Raw genomic sequence first — 17,163 nt, 5'->3', positions numbered from 1 at the left:
CAGCTCAGAGACGGCTCATCGTGGCCGCCGCGAACAGCACATCCCTGATCGCCTCACGGTCACCCTCCTGACCCGCCGCCGCGTCCTCCGGCGAGACCCGTCCGGCCACCAGCTGGCAGAACTCGACGCCGTCCAGCGCGACTTGCGCCACGGAACGCTCGCGGGAGCCGACCGCCGCCGGTGAGTCCAGCGCGATGAACCAGTCACCGCCGCCCACGCCCTCGATCTCCAGATGCAGCGACCGGCCGGGCGAGCCCGCCGTCACCAGCTCCCGGGCCGGTGCCGCGAGACCGCTCCGGCGGCGGATGGCGAGGGCGGCGGGGAGCAGCCGGGTCGCCAGATCGATCATCTCGTGCAGATGGCCGCCGCTGGGCGGCTTGTACGGGTAGTCCACCGCCTCCGCGATGTCCGCGCCGTGCACCCAGCACTCGAAGGCGCGGTCGAGCAGCGCGTCGCGCAGGGGCAGGGCGAAGAACCCGTACGACACGGAGAGTTCGGCGACCCCACGGCCCGCGAAGGACACCGTTCTGATGAGGGTGTGGCTCTGCTCGCGCCAGGGCTCGTGAATGGTGCGGGTCGGCGGGGGCTTCGCGGCACGCCAGAAGCTCTCCGTACGCGTGCTCGGGTGGACAGGGGCGTCGGAGCCGAGCGGGTCGTCCAGCCCGAGGGCGGTGGCGACGAGGCCGTCGACGGTCATCAGATGACCGATGACCCCGGCGACGGTCGTCCGGCGGGAGACGGCGCCCTCGTCCTCGAACCACTTGAGCCGTACGGGCGCGTGCCACTCCGCGTCGCCGATGTCCCGCAGGAGCGCGTCGAGCCGCGCGGTCTCGGCATCGTACGGAGCGGCCCAGCCGGGCACCGGGACACGGGCGGGGCGGCGGCCGAGAGCGTTCTCCAGCACGCGGGAGCGCAGCAGCGGGTCGAGGTCCAGGTTCCCGTCGGCGTGCAGCAGTCCTACGGCGTCGCGCAGCCGGAGCGCCTCGTCCGCGCAGGGGGCGCACTCGGTGAGGTGCGCTTCGACGAGCGCGGTCTCCTCGGCGGAGCAGGCGCTCAGCGCCCACGCTCCGAGCAGCGACATGAGCACCTTGTGCGACAACGGCTCGGCGGCGGGCGGCGTTTCACGCCCCTCGGGTGCCTGCCGGGGCTCGGGCGCCTGCCGGGGCTCCGGTGCCTGCCGCGGCTCCGGTGGTGCCTCACGCGCCTCCCGTGGTGCCTCACGCTGCTCCGGTAGTGCCTCACGCTGCTCCGGTGCCCGCGGTCGCTCCTGTGTCGTCACGTCGTCCGGCGCCGTCCTCGGACCCGGGATCCGGAGGAAAGCCGCCGGCTCGTCCGGATCGCGGCCGTCATGGGCGCCGCCGTCCAGAGGGCCGGTCACAAGGCACGTCCGTTTCCCGGCGGCGACGAGCCGCTCCGTGCTTGGGTGTTGGCCGTGGAGAGCAGTTGCAGCCCGAGCCGCAGCCGGCGCCGCGCCTCGTCCTCCGTGACACCGAGGTCCGCCGCTGTCTGGCGGTAGTCCCTGCGCTGGAAGTACGCCAGCTCCAGCGCGTCCCGCAGGGGCGTCGGCATCGACCTGACTATGTAGTCCGCGCGCGCGGCCACCGAGACCCGGCTTATCTTCTGCTCCAGCTCCTCCGCGGAACCGTCGCCGCGCGCCTCGTACGCCTCCGCTTCCGTACGCCGGAGACGCTGCACGGCCAGCCGCTGTGTGACTTTCGCCACCCAGGAGCGTATGGAGCCCTGTTTGGGGTCGTACGTGTCCGGGTTCTCCCAGACATGACCGAAAACCTCACGGGTGACCCGGTCGGCCGCGTCGTTGTCGTCGAGAACCCGGTGAGCCAGGCCGTGCACCAGCGACGCGTACCGGTCGTACAACTCCCCGAGAGCCGCCGCCTCGCCCCGCGACAGCCGCTGGTGCATCCTGCGGTCCCAGCGGGGCGGTGTGTCCTTCGCCATGCGACCCCCAGCCCTGTTCCTCTGTGCGCCTGCCTGTGCCTCTGTCCGTTCCCGTGCCCCTGTCCACCATCATGTCGAAGCCCGCCGACGGCCACCATTGGCCACCGTTCCTTCGAATGTAGTGGGCGGCGCCGACAACGCACTCCCCTTTGCCCAAGTGCGCCCCCGAGGCGCTCCTGCGGGTCCGGCGGTGGGCGGCGAAGTGAGGGGCGCAACGTTTCGCGGGAACGCGGCGGGGCAGTGGCGGGTTGAGGAAGGACAGCTTCCGGATCAGCCTCTTCCGGATCGGCCCAGGTACCCGAGGAAAGGTCCAGGCGTGTGACGCTCACGATGGAGGAGTCCGAGCATGGCCAGTGGACCGTGCTGCACATCACCGGTGAACTGGATCTCATGACCTCGCCCGAGGTCCGCCGGCTGGTCCACGACGCGGTCGCCGCCGGGCGCCACGCGCTGGTGCTCGACCTCTCTCAGGTGTTCTTCTGCGATTCCAGCGGGGTCGGTGTACTGATCGCCTCACGCAGGCTGCTCCACTCCTGCCGCGGCAGGCTCCATCTCATCCTGCCGGCCCGTGGCGCCGAGGCGGGTTCGCACGTCAACCGGGTTCTGGCGGCCCTGGGCGTACGCCGCCTCTTCGAGGTCTATCCGGATGTGCCCGCGGCCGTCGACGACGCGGTCCAGCCGCTTTCCGCATAGCCGCTCCGCGCGTAACGGGACACATCGCGGCCCCCGGCCGTCGTACGCTCCGGGGATGGACAGCGCAGAGTACGAGGCCAAGATCGCCTCCCGGTTCGCAGCCTTCGACCAGGACGGCAGCGGGTACATCGACCGCGAAGACTTCAGCGGAGCGGCGGCGGCGCTGCTCGCCGAGTTCGGTACGACGGCACGCTCCGACAAGGGACAGGCGCTCTACAGCGGGGCCGAGGCCTTCTGGCAGGGCATGGCCGGGATCGCGGACGTGGACGGCGACCAGCGGGTCAGCAGGCAGGAGTTCGTCACCGGCGCGGTGAAGCGGCTGCGGGACAACCCGCAGCGGTTCGCGGAGATCGCCCGCCCGTTCCTGCGCGCCGCGATCGCCGTCGCCGACGAGGACGGCGGCGGCGTGACGCCCGCGTCGGCCGAGCGCGCGCTGCGGGTGCTCGGTGTCGAGCCGGAGGCGGCGACGCGGGTGGCGGCGGAGCTGGACGTGGACCACGACGGCAGGATCCACGAGGGAGAGATCCTGTCCGGCTTCGCGGCGTACTACGTGACGCCGGAGCCCTGAGGAGCGTCCCGGGCCGGTGCGCCGGCCCGGGTGCGGACCCATGTATGGCGCCTGGTACCGCTATACGGCGCCGGGTGCCCCGTGTACGACGCCGGGTGCCCCGTGTACGACGCCGGGTGCCCGGACGCGGCGCCCGGTGGTGCCCTGGTGGTGCCCTGGGGGCGGTAACTCCCTTCCCGCGGAAGGGGAGAACTCTGGCCTCAGCGCTCTGATGCGTCACCGTCCGTGGCCGGAGTGCGACGCCCGAGGCCGATACCGGGTTGTGTCCTGACTGCGGGCCGTGACAGGCCGGAGTCGTGTCCGGCCTCCGGTACGCTCCGTGGCGTGCGAGAGGTTGCGAGGCGCGACGGTCGCGGTGCTGCCGGTACGGCGGCTCCGGGGTCGCGAATGTGCGCCGCTCGCGCGGTGCGGAGGCGCCGTGCGCGCCCGTGTTCGACTCCCCGCGGCGCGCGTCGCACAGTATGCACTACGCGTACTCCTTCGCGCTGGAATATGCCCGAAGCGCTTGTTGCGGTGACTGTACGTCAACCATGCTGTCTCGCAAGGAAATCACGTTCCGTGACTCTTGAGACTCTTGTGACTCTGTTGAGGACCTTGTCGAGGCGCGAGGCGATGTGTCCGCCGGTTCGGATGGTGTGAGCGGTGCAGGTGCTTCAGGTTCAGTTGGAGGTCGGGCCGGATCCCGCGGAGGTGGGGCGGGCCCGCAGATGGGCCCGTTCCAGGCTGGCCGGTTCCGGCATAGAGGACGATGAGCCGGTCGCCGAGACGCTGATTTTGCTCATCTCGGAGTTGGTCACCAACGCCGTGGTGCACACCGGCTGTCCGGCCGTGCTGCGGATGCTCTTCGGCTCGGGCGCGGCCGAGGCCGGGACGGTACGGGTGGAGGTCGCCGATACCAGCGCCTGCCCGCCGCGTCCGCGCCACGCGGACGGCGAGGACACCAACGGCCGTGGCCTGGAACTGGTCGATGGGCTGGCGGACCGGTGGGGCTGGCAGCCGGAGGGCGCGGGCAAGCGCATCTGGTGCGAGGTCGACAGAAGCGCGCCGGGGGTAGCGCCGGAAGCATATGCCCCCGCCGCCTATGAGCCCCCATGCGCTGTCCCGCGGCCGGCGTGATGCGTCGATCCCCCGAATCACCGTTGACGGGGCACTCCGGCGTGATCGCGCTGGGTTGAGCGATCCGCCGCGAGGGGACGCCGAGGGCGCGCCGAGGTCCTGCCCTGTCCGACAGGACGTAGCCGGACAGGACGTAGGGGGCGTGGGTTGTGTCCTCGGCGAGTGCGGTTCGTGGCCCGGCGCCGGTTCTCGGGGCTCTTGAGCCGGGGGGAGCCGGACGGCGGACGACGACGCGGCGCGTGCGCGCCTGTCGTCCGGCTCCCGGGAGCGCCTCAGCCGGTCGGCCGCGTGGACATGCACCACCGGCTACCGGCTACCGGCCCGATCCGGCTCCCGCGCGGAACGTACGCCGGTAGACCGTCGGCGGAACGCCCAGCGCCGACTGGAGATGCTGGCGCATCGACTGCGCCGTGCCGAACCCGGCGTCCCGCGCCACCTGATCGACCGACAGATCCGTCGACTCCAGCAGGTGTCTGGCCCGTTCGACCCGTTGCAGCACCAGCCACTGCCCGGGGCTGATCCCGGCCTCCTCGCGGAAGCGGCGCGTGAACGTCCGTACGGACATCGACTCCTGCTCCGCCATGTCGCGCAGCTGGATCGGTTCGTGGAGGCGCGCGAGGGCCCAGTCGCGCGCGGTCGCGGTGGTCGCCAGCTGCGGTTCGGGGACCGGGCGTTGGATGTACTGCGCCTGGCCGCCGTCCCGGTACGGCGGGACGACCGTACGCCGCGCGACATCATTGGCGACCGCCGTGCCGTGATCGCGCCGGACGATATGCAGGCACAGGTCGATCCCGGCGGCGACTCCGGCGGAGGTCAGTACGTCGCCGTCGTCGATGAACAGGACGTCCGCGTCCACCTTGACCCCCGGGAACAGCCGCTGGAAGTGGGCGGCGGAGGACCAGTGGGTGGTGGCGGGGCGGTCGTCCAGGAACCCGGCGGCGGCCAGCACATAACTGCCGGTGCAGATCGAGACCAAACGGGTGCCGGGCCGCAGCCGCGCGAACGCGGCGCGGAGTTCGTCGGTGAGCCTGCCCTCGGCGAAGACCGGACCCAGTTCGTAGGACGCCGGGATGACGACGGTGTCGGCGGTGGCGAGCGTCTCGGGGCCGTTCTCGACGAGGATCGAGAAGTCGGCGTCGGTCCGTACCGGCCCCGGTTCCCGGACCGAGCAGGTCACGATCTCGTACAGCGGCTCGCGGGAGGAGTCGCGCGCGGGCCCGAAGATCCGCTGGGGGATGCCCAGTTCGAACGGGATCACTCCGTCGAGGGCGAGGACGACGACCCGGTGCGGGCGGCGGTCCGGCATGGTGTGGCTCCCCTCTCCTCCGGTCTTCGCGGTCCGTTCCTCGGATGGACTCTGGTTGTCCAGACCATTACTTGATATGAGTCGCATCTGTGACAGAAAAGCGCACGGTGGCTCCGGGCATTCCCGAACCGACCGCACATCCGCACGAAGCCCCGGCCGGCACAGCTCCGGAAGAGGCCGCCCGTACCCTCTGGAACCGTAACTTCCGGCTCTTCTTCCTCGCCCGTACCGTCGCGCGCTTCGGGGACGGCATGGTGCCCGTCGCCCTCGCCGCGGGTCTGCTCGACGCCGGGTACGGCGCGTCGTCCGTCAGCTTCGCGCTCGGCGCCTGGATGGCGTGCTTCGCCGGGTTCGTGCTCGTCGGCGGAGTGCTGGCCGACCGGTTCACCCCGCGCCGGATGATGGTGCTGGCGGACGGCGTACGGCTGGTGGGCACGGCGGTGCTGGCCGTCGCCTTCACCTCCGGCGCGCCCGTGCTCTGGCTCGTCTACGCGCTCAGCGCGCTCAACGGCCTGGGCGCCGCGATCTTCCAGCCGGGGGTCGCCAGCATGCTCCCGCGGCTCGCGCCCGATGTACAGCGGGGCAACGCGGTGCTGCGGGTCGCGGAGGCGCTGACCGCGATGGCGGGGCCCGCGATCGCGGGTGCGCTGGCCGGCTTCGGCGGGCCCGGACTGATCTTCGGGGTCAACGCGGCCACCTTCGGGATCAGCGGAATCTGTCTCTTCCTGATCCGGATGGAGTCGGTCGCGCCGGTGGTGACCGGTGAGTCGATGCTCGCGGAACTCATGGGCGGCTGGCGCGAGTTCCGGGCCAGGTCCTGGCTGTGGGGCGTCATCGCCGTCTGGTCGGTGTACGGCGTTACGGTGCTCGGCCCGATCACACCGCTGGAGGCGGTCGTCGTCACCGAACGGCACTCCTCGGCGATGTTCGGGCTGATGATGACGGTCCAAGGCGCGGGCAACGTGGTGGGCGGGCTGCTGGCGATGCGACTGCGGCCGGTCAGACCCCTGTTCGCGGGCGCGCTCTCGCTGTTCGCGGTGACCGCGAACGTACTGGTCCTCGCGTACGACGTGCCGGTGATCGTGCTGGCCGCGGGCTTCTTCGCCGGGGGTGTGTCGCTGGCGTTCTGGCTGGTGATGTGGTCGACGACGGTCCAGACGCAGATCCCCGCCGAGGCGCTCAACCGGCTGCACGCGTACGACGTGGCGGGTTCACTGATCATGCTGGCGGTGGGGCGGGCACTGGCCGGGCCGGTCGCGGAGACGGTGGGGGTGCGGGAAGTGCTGGTGGCCGGGGCGGTGATCAATGTGGGGGTGTGCGCGGTGCTGCTGGCCATACCGGCGATCCGGGGCCTGAAGCGCGTGGAGTGAGGGGGCGGTGCGCTCGCCCGAGGGAGGCGCTCGGCTGCGGGCGGTGCGGTCGGCTGCGGGCGGTGCGCTCGGCGCTAGGGGCGGGGGTGGCCCGATCCCAGCGAATGCTGGCTGTCGGGCCACTCGTCGGGAGTGTGACGTCCCCTCGATGCTGCTGACGTGACCCAGACAACCGACCTCTCCGCGAAGGGCGCTACGCCGCCCGACCCGTCCGTGTCTTCCGCGCCCCCCGCGCCCCGCGCGCCGGGGCGCATCCACCGGGCGTGGTTCGTCGCCGTCGTCACGTTCGTGACGATCATCGGCGCGGCGGCGTTCGCCTCGCTTCCCGGTCTGCTGATCGAGCCGCTGCACACGGAGTTCGCGTGGTCGCGCGGCACGATCGGCTTCGCCGTCTCGGTCAATCTCGCGCTGTACGGACTGACCGCGCCGTTCGCCGCGGCGCTGATGGACCGCTTCGGTATCCGCCGGGTCGTCGCCGTCGCGCTCACCATCATCTCGGTCGGTTCCGTACTGACCGTATGGATGACCGCGGCCTGGCAACTGGTGCTGTACTGGGGCGTGCTGGTCGGTCTCGGCAGCGGTTCGATGGCGCTCGCCTTCGCCGCGACGGTGACCAACCGCTGGTTCGTGGCGCGACGCGGTCTGGTCACCGGCATCCTCACCGCGGCGGGCGCCTCGGGGCAGCTGGTGTTCCTGCCGCTGCTCTCCTGGCTGGTGGAGCACCACGGCTGGCGCCCGGCCGCCGTCACGGTCGCGCTGGCCGCCCTCGCGGTGGTCCCGTTCGTCTGGCTGCTGCTGCGGGACCATCCGGCGGATGTCGGCCTGCCCGCGTACGGCGCCGAGACGTTCGTAGCCAAGCCCGCGCCGGTGACGGGCGCCGCGCGGCGCGCTCTCTCGGTGCTGTTCTCGGCGGCGCGTACCGGACCGTTCTGGCTGCTGGCCGGGACCTTCGCCATCTGTGGCGCCTCGACGAACGGGCTGGTCAAGACCCACTTCGTACCGGCCGCGCATGACCACGGCATGCCGATCACGGCCGCCGCCTCGCTGCTCGCGGTGATCGGTTTCTTCGATGTGGTCGGCACGATCGCCTCCGGCTGGTTCACCGACCGCTTCGAGGCCCGCAGGCTGCTGGCGGTCTACTACGCGCTGCGCGGTGTCTCGCTGCTCTTCCTGCCCATGCTGCTGGCGCCTTCGGTCCATCCGCCGATGTTCTTCTTCATCGTCTTCTACGGCCTGGACTGGGTCGCCACCGTCCCGCCGACGATCGCCCTGTGCCGCGAGCACTACGGCGAGGACAGCGCGATCGTCTTCGGCTGGGTCCTCGCCTCGCACCAGGTCGGCGCGGCGGTGGTCGCCTTCGCGGGCGGTCTGGCGCGGGACGTCTTCGGCTCGTACGACGTGGTCTGGTACGCGTCGGGGGCGCTGTGCGCGTCGGCGGCGCTGATGGCGCTGGTGATCAGGCGCAGGCCGGTCGTGGCGGCGGTGGATTGAGGGCCGGGTTTCGGAGCCCGGCATGAGAAGTCGCCGGGCCCTCGTGAGCAGACGCGGACCGTCAGGCCAGGGCCTTCGCTATCTTGCGCGCGTCCATCGCCATCTCGCGGAGGTTCCCGCTGATCGGGTTGGTGAAGCCCGTGAAGTAGAGGCCCGGCGCCTGCTTCGGGGTACGGCCGCCGTGGGTCACCGGCCGTCCCCGCTCGTCCAGTACGTCCAGATGCCCCAGCAGGTCTTCCAGGGCCCGGCGGTAGCCGGTCGCCGCGATGACCACGTCGGGGGCGATCCGGGAGCCGTCCGCCAGCACGACCTTGTCGGTCTCGAAGGACTCGACCGCCGCCACCGGTTCGATCCGGCCCCTGCGCACCGCCTTGACCAGACCCACGTCCTGCACCGGGATCGCGCCCTCGCGGACCCGTGAGTACAGGCCCGTCTCCGGGCGCGGCAGACCCTTCGCCGACAGGTCGGGCACCGAGATCCGGGCCAGCATCCCGGCCGCGCGGTCGACCAGACGGACCGGCAGCCGGCGGACCAGCACGGCGTTCGCCTGCGCCGGCCAGCCCAGCGTGGAGCGGCGCACGATGTGCGGGACGGTACGGATCGCGAGGCGCACCCGCGCCGCGCCGCCCTCGACGAGGTCCACGGCGATCTCCGCGCCCGTGTTGCCCGCTCCCACGACCAGGACGTCCTTGCCCTCGTACGGCCGGGGGTTGCGGTACTCGCCCGCGTGCAGCAGCTCGCCGCCGTACGACTCACGGCCGGGCCAGGACGGCAGCCTCGGCGTGTGGTTGTGGCCGGTGGCCACGACGACGGCGCGGCCGGTCAGCTCCCGGCCGCCGGTCGCCCGCAGCAGCCAGCCGGTTCCGTCGGGGGAGCGTTCGATCCGGGTGACCTCCACCCGGGTGACGACGTCCAGGCCGTGGTACTCCGCGTACTTCTCCAGATAGCGCACCAGGTGCGCGCGGGGCACCCAGCGCCCGAAGGAACGCGGGATCCGCAGGCCCGGCAGGGCCGACATCCGGCGTGTGGTGTGCAGCCGCAGCCTGTCGTAGTGGCCGCGCCAGGAGGCCCCGACCGCATCGGACTTCTCCAGTACGACGGCCTGTACGCCCTGTTCGCGCAGTGCGGCGGCGACGGCGAGCCCACCGGGCCCCGCGCCGATGACGTACACGGGAAGGCTGTTGGCACGGTCGGAATCGTCGGGCATGAGAGCTGAGCGTAACCGGAACATCACTTGTTGGGTCTCGGTCAAGACGGGAAAAGGGTTGCGAATCGATCACAACCCCCGGCCGTCGGCCCGAAGCTCACGGCCAGAGCAACTCCCTTACCCACAAGCTCCCTTCGCGCCGGTAGCGCAGCCGCACATGCTGTCTGCGCGGGTCGCCCTGGAAGAACTCGGCCTCGTCCGGTACGAGCGTGTACGCGGTCCAGGACGGCGCCTCGGCGTCCGGCTCCCGCTGTGCCCGCTCCCACGCCGCCGCGCTCGCCTCCGCCAACTCCTCTGCCGAACCGAGGACATCGCTCTGCCGCCCGACCAGCGCGGAGGCCAGCGCTCCCGTCGAGCGGACCCGGAGATCCGCGCCGCTCTCCTCGGCGCCGGCCGTACGGACCCAGCCCCGCAGGCGTACGGCACGTCCCTGCGCCGCCCAGTAGAAGCCGAGCGCGGCCTCGGGTCGCGCGGCCAGCTGGCGGCCCTTGCGGCTGGTCGCGTGCGAGGCGAAGTGCCAGCCGCGTGCGTCCGCGTCGTGCAGCATCAGGGTCCGTACGTCGGGCCGGCCCTGTTCGTCGACGGTCGCGAGCGTCATCGTGTGCGGTTCCGGCTGGCCGGCCGCCACCGCCTCGGCGAACCAGCGGTGGAACAGCGGCAGCGGCTCGTCGGGCGCGTCCGCCGGATCGAACCCGGGCAGTTCGGTGTCCCAGACGGGCTGCGCGCGCAGCAGGGCGCGGAAGGTCTCTTGCCGCCGGTCGTCGTCCATGCGGGCCATTCAACCTCGTCCGTTCATCCCGTCCGTATCACTCCGCTTGGAGTGGTTCGACTCGGAGTGGTTCGAGAGCCGGAGTGGTTCGCGAGAGGGGGCGGTTCGCGAGAGGCGGCGACGCTTCATGCGGCAGAACCTGGGCCGGCCGACCGTGAGCGGGGCGTGGAGATGGTCCGTGAGGTGGCGGGCGGGGCGCGTCGCCGCGTTCCGTACGGTGTCCGGAACCATCTGGACGTCGGTCTGCCCGGCGGAGGAGGCCGGTGCGCTGATCGGAGCGCCGGTGGAACGGCTGCTGCCGCCGGCGTGACAGAACGGGGGAGGGCGCACGTCGTACCTGGGTACCGTGGCCGCCGGCCCGCTTCGGCGGGTTACGTCAGTCGGGTTACCGGTGTTACCACGTACCGCTGCTACCAACTACCGCTATGAGCAATTACCGCTGTTGACGCGGGAGGGCGGGCTACTTCGCGGGCTTCTTGCCGGTGATGCCCAGATGGACCAACTGGGCGAGCGTCGGCCGAAGTTCGGCCTGCTTCACGCCCCAGCTCTGGAAGCCCTTCTGGTGCGAGGCCACCGAGGCGAGCAGCACGACCAGCGAGCCCGCCAGCGCCGCCGGGCTGATGTCCTTGTCGACCCTGCCCTTGGACTGAAGCTCCTTCACGGAATCCGTGAGGGAACCGGTCACGGAGTTCAGGATCTTCATACGGATCTTGTTGAACCGCTTGTCGCCCTCCGCCGCACCGAGATCGACCACCCGGAGGATGGCGTCGTGTTTGCGCCAGAAGTCGAGGAAGCCGTCGACGAGTTCCTCGGACGTCTGCCAGCCGGCCTTGCCGGCCCAGGAGCGGCCGGAGACCAGCTCGGTCAACCCGGCGCCCTCCTTGGCCATTTCCTCGGCGATCTCAAGGACAGCGCCCTCGACGTCCGGGAAATACTGGTAGAAGGTCGCGGGTGACGTGCCCGCCTTGCGGGCGACGTCGATGACTTTGACGTCCCGGTACGGCGAGGAGCTGAGCATCTCGCCGAGGCAGTCGAGCAGCTTCTGCCGCGTCGCCTGCCCGCGTCGACCAGCCACGCGGCCGTCGACGGTGCGCACTTGTCCTGTCATGCCGTCAGCTTACCGAGGGGTGATCCGAGCGCGATTTGGCCGACTGCAAATGGGGAACCGGCCATCGGGCGCAGGGGGCGGCGCGGGGCTCGGTACGGACGTGGGCGGGGCTCGGTACGGATGTGGGCGGCGCTCGGCGCGGACGTGGGCGGGGCTCGCGAAGGGCGTCGGCGGGGGCTCGGCCACGGGCGTCGGCGGGGGCTCGCGGGTGGATCCGGGAGGCGGACGGCGCGGGTGCGGGCTTGAATAGTGTTATCAACAGCCTGTGGATAACTTCGGTGGATAACTCGGGGTGGCGGCGGGTTCACGCTGCGATAATTAAGCAACTGTTCTATTTGTCCATACGGAAGGAGTCCGGGACATGGACGCATTCGCGGAAGGCACACCGTGCTGGGTGGATGTGTCACTCCCCGACCTGGAAGCGGGCAAGCGTTTCTACGGGGAGCTCTTCGACTGGACCTTCGGCCGGGCCAGGGGCATGGACGACGGGCACTACACGGTGGCGTTCAGTGGCGGGAAGCGGGTCGCGGGCCTCATCGCCAAGCGGGACGGCCGGATGCCGACCGTATGGACCGTCTATTTCGCCACCGCGGACGCCGACGCGCTCAGCGAGCGGATCAGGGAGATGGGCGGCCAGATGGTGCGGGAGCCGCTGGCCGTCGGACGGTTCGGTGTGATGGCGCTGGCCGCGGATCCGGCGGGTGCGGTCTTCGGGCTCTGGCAGGTGAGCGAGGCCCTGGGCTTCGAGAAGACGGGCCTGCCGGGATCCTTCTGCTGGACAGAGGTCTATACGAGAGACAAGGAGAGCGTCGACCCCTTCTACGAGACGGTCTTCGGCTTCCGGGGGAAGGATCTCCCGGGCGACGGCGTCGACTTCCGGCAGTGGTCCCCGGCCGGTTCCGAGCCGGGTTCGGACAGCGCGATCGGCGGGCGCAGCGTGATAACGGACGCGTTCCCGGCGGAGCTGCCCGGCCATTTCCTCAGCTACTTCTCGGTCGACGACTGCGACGAGACGGCGGCGGCGGTCGTCCGGCTCGGCGGCCGGGTCACCGCACCCCCGTTCGACATCGACTACGGACGGATGGCGGGGCTGCTGGACAACCAGGGCGCATACTTCGCCGTACTGGCCGAGCCGACGCGTGAGCGGGAGCGCCCGCCGGAGCCGACGGCAGGGGCGTCAGCGGGGGCGTCGGGGGCGGTAACGGGGGTGTCAGCGGGCTCTGAACGGGGCGCCGGACCCGAGCCGGAGCGGGAAGCGGAGCCGGAAAGCACATGAGTGTCCGGATCGGGATGAGACACCCCGATCCGCCCCCGGGTTCGCAACCGCCGCCTCCGACAGGAAGAATCAGGAGGCACGGGGCCGTACCTTTGTGGCCCGTACGGGGAGGTGGCACGCAAGTGGAGCAGCTGACGCAGCACGACCCGAGGCGCATCGGCCCTTTCGAGGTGCTCGGGCGGCTCGGAGCCGGCGGCATGGGGCTGGTCTACCTCGCGCGCTCGGCGTCCGGCCGCCGGGTGGCGATCAAGACGGTACGTACCGAGCTTGCCGAGGACCAGTTGTTCCGGGTCCGTTTCACGCGAGAGGTGGAGGCCGCCCGCGCCGTCAGCGGGTTCTACACCGCGGCCGTCGTGGACGCCGATCCACGGGCCGCCGTGCCCTGGCTGGCGACGGCGTATGTACCCGCCCCCTCGCTGGAAGAAATAGTGAATGAGTGCGGTCCGATGCCGGCCCAGGCGGTGCGCTGGCTGGCGGCGGGGATCGCGGAGGCGCTCCAGTCGATCCATGGAGCCAACCTCGTGCACCGCGACATGAAGCCGTCGAATGTCCTGGTGGTGGAGGACGGGCCCCGGGTCATCGACTTCGGTATCGCCTCCGGGGTCTCCAACACCCGGCTGACCATGACCAACGTCGCCGTCGGCACGCCCGCGTACATGTCGCCCGAGCAGGCCCGCGACTCGCGCAGCGTGACGGGCGCCAGCGATATCTTCTCGCTCGGCTCCACGCTCGTCTTCGCCGCCACCGGGCACGCCCCCTTCCATGGCGCCAACCCGGTCGAAACGGTCTTCATGCTGCTGCGCGAGGGCCCGGACCTGGAGGGGCTGCCCCAGGAGCTGAGGCCGCTCATCGAGGCGTGCATGAAGATGGACGCCTCGCAGCGGCCCTCGCCCGCCGACCTCCAGGCGCAGCTGGCCCCGCATCTCTTCGCCTCGGGCAGCGACGACAGCGGTACGGCCTCGGCGTGGCTGCCGGATCTCGCCACCGCGATGATCGAGCGCCGCCGGGCCGGCGGCCGGGGCCCCGCGCCCGCCGTAGGGCGCGGTCCCGCCGCCGCCCCCGTACCGCCGAGGCCCGCGCACGAGCCGCCGGTGTTCGCGCAGGCGGCTCCCGACTGGGACGGCGCGTGGCGGCCCGACGGGGCGCGGCAGGGCGGCGGCAACGAGAACCAGCACGCCGGACGGTCCGAGGCGTCGGCCGCGATGTCGCCGCCCGCCCTGCCGCACGCCTCCCGACCCGCGCCCGCGGACGGCCCGGTCAGACTGCCCGGATCGCCGGTGCCGATCGGTCCAGGCCCCCGGGTCGCGGACACGCGCGTCGGCGGCGCCGACGCGGGCCCCGCCACCGGCTGGATCCGCCCGCCCGCCGGGCTGAACGGCGCGGAGACGCCCGCCGCCCCGGCGCCCGCCCCCGCCGCTCCGCCGGTGCCCTCGCCGGCCCAGCCCCCCGACGGCGCTCCCGGCCGCTGGCGGCCCTGGCGGTTCCGGATGTCCAACGACGTCTGGGGGACGCCGGTCGTCGACGGCGATCTGCTGTACGTCACCTCCTTCGAGGTGCACGCGCTCGATGTGGCCAGTGGCCGCCGCCAGTTCAAGACCCGGGACGTGGCATGGGCGATGGCCGTCGCCGGAGGCCGGATCCACGCCTCGGACGGGCCGACGCTGTACGCGCTCGACGGCGCGGACGGGACCGAGCGCTGGCGGCTCCAGACGGACGCCTGGGTGTACTCCCTGAAGGTCGACCGGGGCACTGTCGTCACCGGCACGCGCGGCGGCGGCGTCCAGGCGTGGGAGGCGTCGAACGGCGACAAGCTGTGGGAGACCGCCGGGGCCCAGACGGACTTCGAGACACCGGAGGCCGGGCCCGTGATCCACGACGGCACGGTCTACGTGTGGAAGGACGCCAGACTGCTGGCGCTGGACGCGCGCACGGGCGCCGAGCTGTGGTCGTACCCCATCGGGGACGCCGCCTCCTGCGGGGGCGTGCCGGTACGGGTACGGCCCGCCGCCGACGGCCAGTTGTATGTCTCGGCCGGTACGCGCGTGCTCTCCATCGATCTGGTCAGCGGCCATGTGCGCTGGCACTTCGAGGCGCCCGCGGTCTTCCTCTCCCCGCCGGCCTTCGCGCCGGGACCGGCCGTGACCGGCGGCGGTGTCTATCTGGCCGACTACCTCGGCACGGTCTACGCGCTGGACGCCACCACCGGCAAGGACCGCTGGCGCATCGCGACGGAGTCCCGGCAGTCGATCGAACCGGTGCTGGTCGCGGACGGCAATATCCATGTCGGCAGTGGCAGCGCGCTGTACACGCTGGACGCGGTGACGGGCACACCCAAGTGGCGCTTCGCGGCGGGCGGCGAGGTCATCGGCGCGCCGGTCGTCGCCGACGGCCGGCTGCACTTCGGCTCGGCCGACCATGTCCTCTACACGCTCGACGCGAGCGGCGGCCAGCTGCGCTGGAAGCTGGCGACGGGCGGCGAGATCACGGGATCGCCCGTGGCGCGGCGGGGCGTGGTGTACGCGTGCAGCAAGGACCGCTGTGTGTACGCGCTGGACGCGGTGAAGGGGACGGCGACGGGGCGCGGGTCGGGATAACGGGGGCCCGGGGCGGGACGACGGGGACGTCGCGTACGGCCCGGCGGGTCAGCGGCGGTCAGTGGCGGTCAGCGTGGCCGGGGGGCGGCGGGCGGCTCTTCGGGCGGCGGTCCCTCCGGCGGTGTGGAGCTCGGGCTCCACGGCTCGTCGGTGACCCGGGGGAGCGACTGGGTGTCGCCGTCGTGCAGGGACCACTCCTCCGGGGGCGAGGAGCGCGGAGGCTCGGGCTCGTACCCGTACCGGTGGGACCCGTACCGCCCGTACGGCTGCGACGGCTCGTACGGAGGCTGGTACTGAGGCTGTTCGTACTGAGGCTGTTCGTACTGAGGCTGGTACTGCTGCTCGTAGGGAGGCTGGTACTGCGGCTGGTACGGGGGCTCGTAGTCGTACCGGGGCTCGCGGTGCCCCCGCGGGGCGCGGCGCGGGCGACCGCTCATCACCAGCGCGGCCAGCAGCAGAACGACCCCGCCGCCGAGGGCGAACGCGACGCCGGTGCCCAGGCCCGAACCGTCGACGCCGACGCCGAGACCGTCCGCCGACTGGCCCTGACGCACCATCCACAGGACCGTGAAGCCGAGCACGACAAGACCGGCCAGCGCCACGAGCGTCCGCGAACGCAGCACCACCGCGAACAGCGTGAGCAGGGCGGCGAAGAAGAAGGGCAGCCCGAGCGAGAAGAAGACGCTGGAACCGCTGCCGGAGATACCGTTGAACAGGTCGGCGACCGGGTAGTCGCTCCCCTTCCGGCCGTCGTACCAGGGACGGAAAGGACTGAGGACGGCGGCGGCCGCTCCGATGAGAGCGAGCAGCGAGCCGAGGATGTTACGGACCATCGCCGGCCCTCCTTCGCGGTGCGTGATCGTGCTCCGCTGGCGACGCTACGCCGCGTGTCCGGCCCCCGCCACGCGACCGCCGGGTGCCCGTCGCGCGGCCGAGGGCGCTCGCGCTCCAACTGCTAGGGTGTCGCGCGCGATTGGCAGGTTCATGGGCAGAACAGCCCGTGGGCCATCGGGTGAGTGAGCACAACGGGGGAGTAACTCGATCGTGATGCGTCGACGTCTGAAAATGGCGGCCGTACTGGTCGTGGTGGTGCTGGCCCTGACGGGGTTCTCGTCCTCCACGAGCGGCAAGAGCGGCAAGAGCAAGGGATCGAGCGGCAGCGGAGGTGGCTGCTCCAACTCCAAGAAGAGCAATGGTTCGTACTCCGGCTCGGGCTCGGACTACGACTCCGATGACGACTACGGCTCGTCCGGCAGCTCGTATGGCGACCCGACGCCCACGGCGACGACGGGCGCCGAGGCACGGATCGTCACCTGCGTCAGCAGGGCGAAGGGCAAGCGGAAGGCCGTCACGTACGCGACCGTGCGGGTCACGGCGGGCCACGCCCCGGCGGGCCGGACGGACATCCACGGGGTCGACGTGACGTTCGAGGACGCGTCCGGCTCGGTCGTCGACTTCGGCGACGCGGAGGTCGAGCTGCAGGGCGGGCAGACGACGACGGTCAGGGTCCCGATGGACAGCCCGAAGCAGGTCTCGCGGGTAAGGAAGTGCGAGGCGACCGTGCGGATCCAGTGAGAAGAGAGGCGGGGGGGGGGGGGGCGCCCCCCCCCCCCCCCCCAACCGGGCCGCCCCCCCCTTGGGCCGTCCCACCAAGGGTAGTGGTGCGGGTCCCCCCACAAGAGGAGGTGGGGGGGCGGAGGCGAGGAGGG

16 protein-coding genes are annotated in these 17,163 nt (G+C 71.8%); 9 read left to right on the top strand and 7 right to left on the bottom strand.

Features of this window, described 5'->3' with window-relative positions; all coding sequences use genetic code 11:
* Positions 1-4: 4 nt before the first annotated feature.
* Both ACIRQP_RS11305 and ACIRQP_RS11300 read right to left on the bottom strand, forming a co-directional pair.
* Positions 5-1,378, bottom strand: coding sequence for a maleylpyruvate isomerase N-terminal domain-containing protein (locus ACIRQP_RS11305; RefSeq protein WP_403886887.1), 1,374 nt, complete (start codon positions 1,376-1,378; stop codon positions 5-7).
* Positions 1,375-1,956: an RNA polymerase sigma factor gene (locus ACIRQP_RS11300; RefSeq protein WP_403886884.1), complete on the bottom strand. Its 582-nt coding sequence runs from the start codon at positions 1,954-1,956 to the stop codon at positions 1,375-1,377. Before ACIRQP_RS11300 ends, ACIRQP_RS11305 begins: the two co-directional genes overlap by 4 nt.
* Positions 1,957-2,274: 318 nt before the next feature.
* Here ACIRQP_RS11300 and ACIRQP_RS11295 point away from each other — a divergent pair, with 318 nt between their 5' ends.
* The 3 genes from ACIRQP_RS11295 (at position 2,275) to ACIRQP_RS11285 (ending at position 4,333) form a co-directional block, all read left to right on the top strand.
* Positions 2,275-2,649, top strand: coding sequence for an STAS domain-containing protein (locus tag ACIRQP_RS11295; protein WP_403886881.1), 375 nt, complete (start codon positions 2,275-2,277; stop codon positions 2,647-2,649).
* Between the two features lie 55 nt (positions 2,650-2,704).
* Positions 2,705-3,217, top strand: a complete 513-nt coding sequence (locus ACIRQP_RS11290) for an EF-hand domain-containing protein (RefSeq protein ID WP_403886879.1) — start codon at positions 2,705-2,707, stop codon at positions 3,215-3,217.
* 642 nt (positions 3,218-3,859) lie between these two features.
* Positions 3,860-4,333, top strand: coding sequence for an ATP-binding protein (locus tag ACIRQP_RS11285; protein ID WP_403886876.1), 474 nt, complete (start codon positions 3,860-3,862; stop codon positions 4,331-4,333).
* 313 nt (positions 4,334-4,646) lie between these two features.
* Here ACIRQP_RS11285 and ACIRQP_RS11280 read toward each other — a convergent pair whose 3' ends face one another.
* A complete protein-coding gene (locus ACIRQP_RS11280) occupies positions 4,647-5,639 on the bottom strand; it encodes a GlxA family transcriptional regulator (protein WP_403886873.1) in 993 nt (330 codons plus the stop codon).
* An 89-nt stretch (positions 5,640-5,728) separates the two neighbouring features.
* Here ACIRQP_RS11280 and ACIRQP_RS11275 point away from each other — a divergent pair, with 89 nt between their 5' ends.
* Positions 5,729-7,009: an MFS transporter gene (locus ACIRQP_RS11275; protein ID WP_403886870.1), complete on the top strand. Its 1,281-nt coding sequence runs from the start codon at positions 5,729-5,731 to the stop codon at positions 7,007-7,009.
* 159 nt (positions 7,010-7,168) lie between these two features.
* Positions 7,169-8,500 (top strand): MFS transporter, encoded by a 1,332-nt coding sequence (locus ACIRQP_RS11270; protein WP_403886867.1) that lies wholly within the window; start codon positions 7,169-7,171, stop codon positions 8,498-8,500.
* A 61-nt stretch (positions 8,501-8,561) separates the two neighbouring features.
* On the opposite strand, the gene ACIRQP_RS11265 is transcribed toward ACIRQP_RS11270, so the two are convergent.
* On the bottom strand, positions 8,562-9,707 hold the full coding sequence (locus tag ACIRQP_RS11265) for a flavin-containing monooxygenase (RefSeq protein ID WP_403886864.1): 1,146 nt from the start codon (positions 9,705-9,707) through the stop codon (positions 8,562-8,564).
* Positions 9,708-9,804: 97 nt separating this feature from the next.
* On the bottom strand, positions 9,805-10,476 hold the full coding sequence (locus ACIRQP_RS11260) for a pyridoxal 5'-phosphate synthase (protein WP_403886861.1): 672 nt from the start codon (positions 10,474-10,476) through the stop codon (positions 9,805-9,807).
* 178 nt (positions 10,477-10,654) lie between these two features.
* Between ACIRQP_RS11260 and ACIRQP_RS11255 the strand changes: the two genes are divergently transcribed.
* A complete protein-coding gene (locus tag ACIRQP_RS11255) occupies positions 10,655-10,786 on the top strand; it encodes a hypothetical protein (RefSeq protein WP_403886858.1) in 132 nt (43 codons plus the stop codon).
* A 150-nt stretch (positions 10,787-10,936) separates the two neighbouring features.
* Here ACIRQP_RS11255 and ACIRQP_RS11250 read toward each other — a convergent pair whose 3' ends face one another.
* Positions 10,937-11,584: a TetR family transcriptional regulator gene (locus ACIRQP_RS11250; RefSeq protein ID WP_403886855.1), complete on the bottom strand. Its 648-nt coding sequence runs from the start codon at positions 11,582-11,584 to the stop codon at positions 10,937-10,939.
* 361 nt (positions 11,585-11,945) lie between these two features.
* On the opposite strand from ACIRQP_RS11250, the gene ACIRQP_RS11245 reads away from it, so the two are divergent.
* Both ACIRQP_RS11245 and ACIRQP_RS11240 read left to right on the top strand, forming a co-directional pair.
* Positions 11,946-12,860, top strand: a complete 915-nt coding sequence (locus ACIRQP_RS11245) for a VOC family protein (protein ID WP_403886852.1) — start codon at positions 11,946-11,948, stop codon at positions 12,858-12,860.
* A gap of 122 nt (positions 12,861-12,982) precedes the next feature.
* A complete protein-coding gene (locus tag ACIRQP_RS11240) occupies positions 12,983-15,454 on the top strand; it encodes a PQQ-binding-like beta-propeller repeat protein (protein ID WP_403886849.1) in 2,472 nt (823 codons plus the stop codon).
* Positions 15,455-15,522: 68 nt separating this feature from the next.
* Here ACIRQP_RS11240 and ACIRQP_RS11235 read toward each other — a convergent pair whose 3' ends face one another.
* On the bottom strand, positions 15,523-16,287 hold the full coding sequence (locus ACIRQP_RS11235) for a hypothetical protein (RefSeq protein ID WP_403886846.1): 765 nt from the start codon (positions 16,285-16,287) through the stop codon (positions 15,523-15,525).
* Between the two features lie 214 nt (positions 16,288-16,501).
* Here ACIRQP_RS11235 and ACIRQP_RS11230 point away from each other — a divergent pair, with 214 nt between their 5' ends.
* Positions 16,502-17,029 carry a hypothetical protein gene (locus ACIRQP_RS11230; protein ID WP_403887151.1) on the top strand — a complete coding sequence of 176 codons (528 nt, stop codon included), beginning with the start codon at positions 16,502-16,504 and terminating at the stop codon, positions 17,027-17,029.
* Positions 17,030-17,163: the final 134 nt, after the last annotated feature.

This window comes from Streptomyces sp. NPDC102274, from assembly GCF_044766385.1.
GTDB lineage: Bacteria > Actinomycetota > Actinomycetes > Streptomycetales > Streptomycetaceae > Streptomyces.
This window is presented reverse-complemented; position numbering and strand designations above follow the sequence as displayed.

Excerpts from the sequence above, each read along its gene's own strand:
- ACIRQP_RS11300 (WP_403886884.1), bottom strand. The coding sequence starts at position 1,956 with ATGGCGAAGGACACACCGCCCCGCTGGGACCGCAGGATGCACCAGCGG.
- ACIRQP_RS11290 (WP_403886879.1), top strand. The coding sequence starts at position 2,705 with ATGGACAGCGCAGAGTACGAGGCCAAGATCGCCTCCCGGTTCGCAGCC.
- ACIRQP_RS11280 (WP_403886873.1), bottom strand. The coding sequence starts at position 5,639 with ATGCCGGACCGCCGCCCGCACCGGGTCGTCGTCCTCGCCCTCGACGGA.
- ACIRQP_RS11265 (WP_403886864.1), bottom strand. The coding sequence starts at position 9,707 with ATGCCCGACGATTCCGACCGTGCCAACAGCCTTCCCGTGTACGTCATC.
- ACIRQP_RS11260 (WP_403886861.1), bottom strand. The coding sequence starts at position 10,476 with ATGGACGACGACCGGCGGCAAGAGACCTTCCGCGCCCTGCTGCGCGCG.
- ACIRQP_RS11250 (WP_403886855.1), bottom strand. The coding sequence starts at position 11,584 with ATGACAGGACAAGTGCGCACCGTCGACGGCCGCGTGGCTGGTCGACGC.
- ACIRQP_RS11245 (WP_403886852.1), top strand. The coding sequence starts at position 11,946 with ATGGACGCATTCGCGGAAGGCACACCGTGCTGGGTGGATGTGTCACTC.
- ACIRQP_RS11235 (WP_403886846.1), bottom strand. The coding sequence starts at position 16,287 with ATGGTCCGTAACATCCTCGGCTCGCTGCTCGCTCTCATCGGAGCGGCC.
- ACIRQP_RS11230 (WP_403887151.1), top strand. The coding sequence starts at position 16,502 with ATGCGTCGACGTCTGAAAATGGCGGCCGTACTGGTCGTGGTGGTGCTG.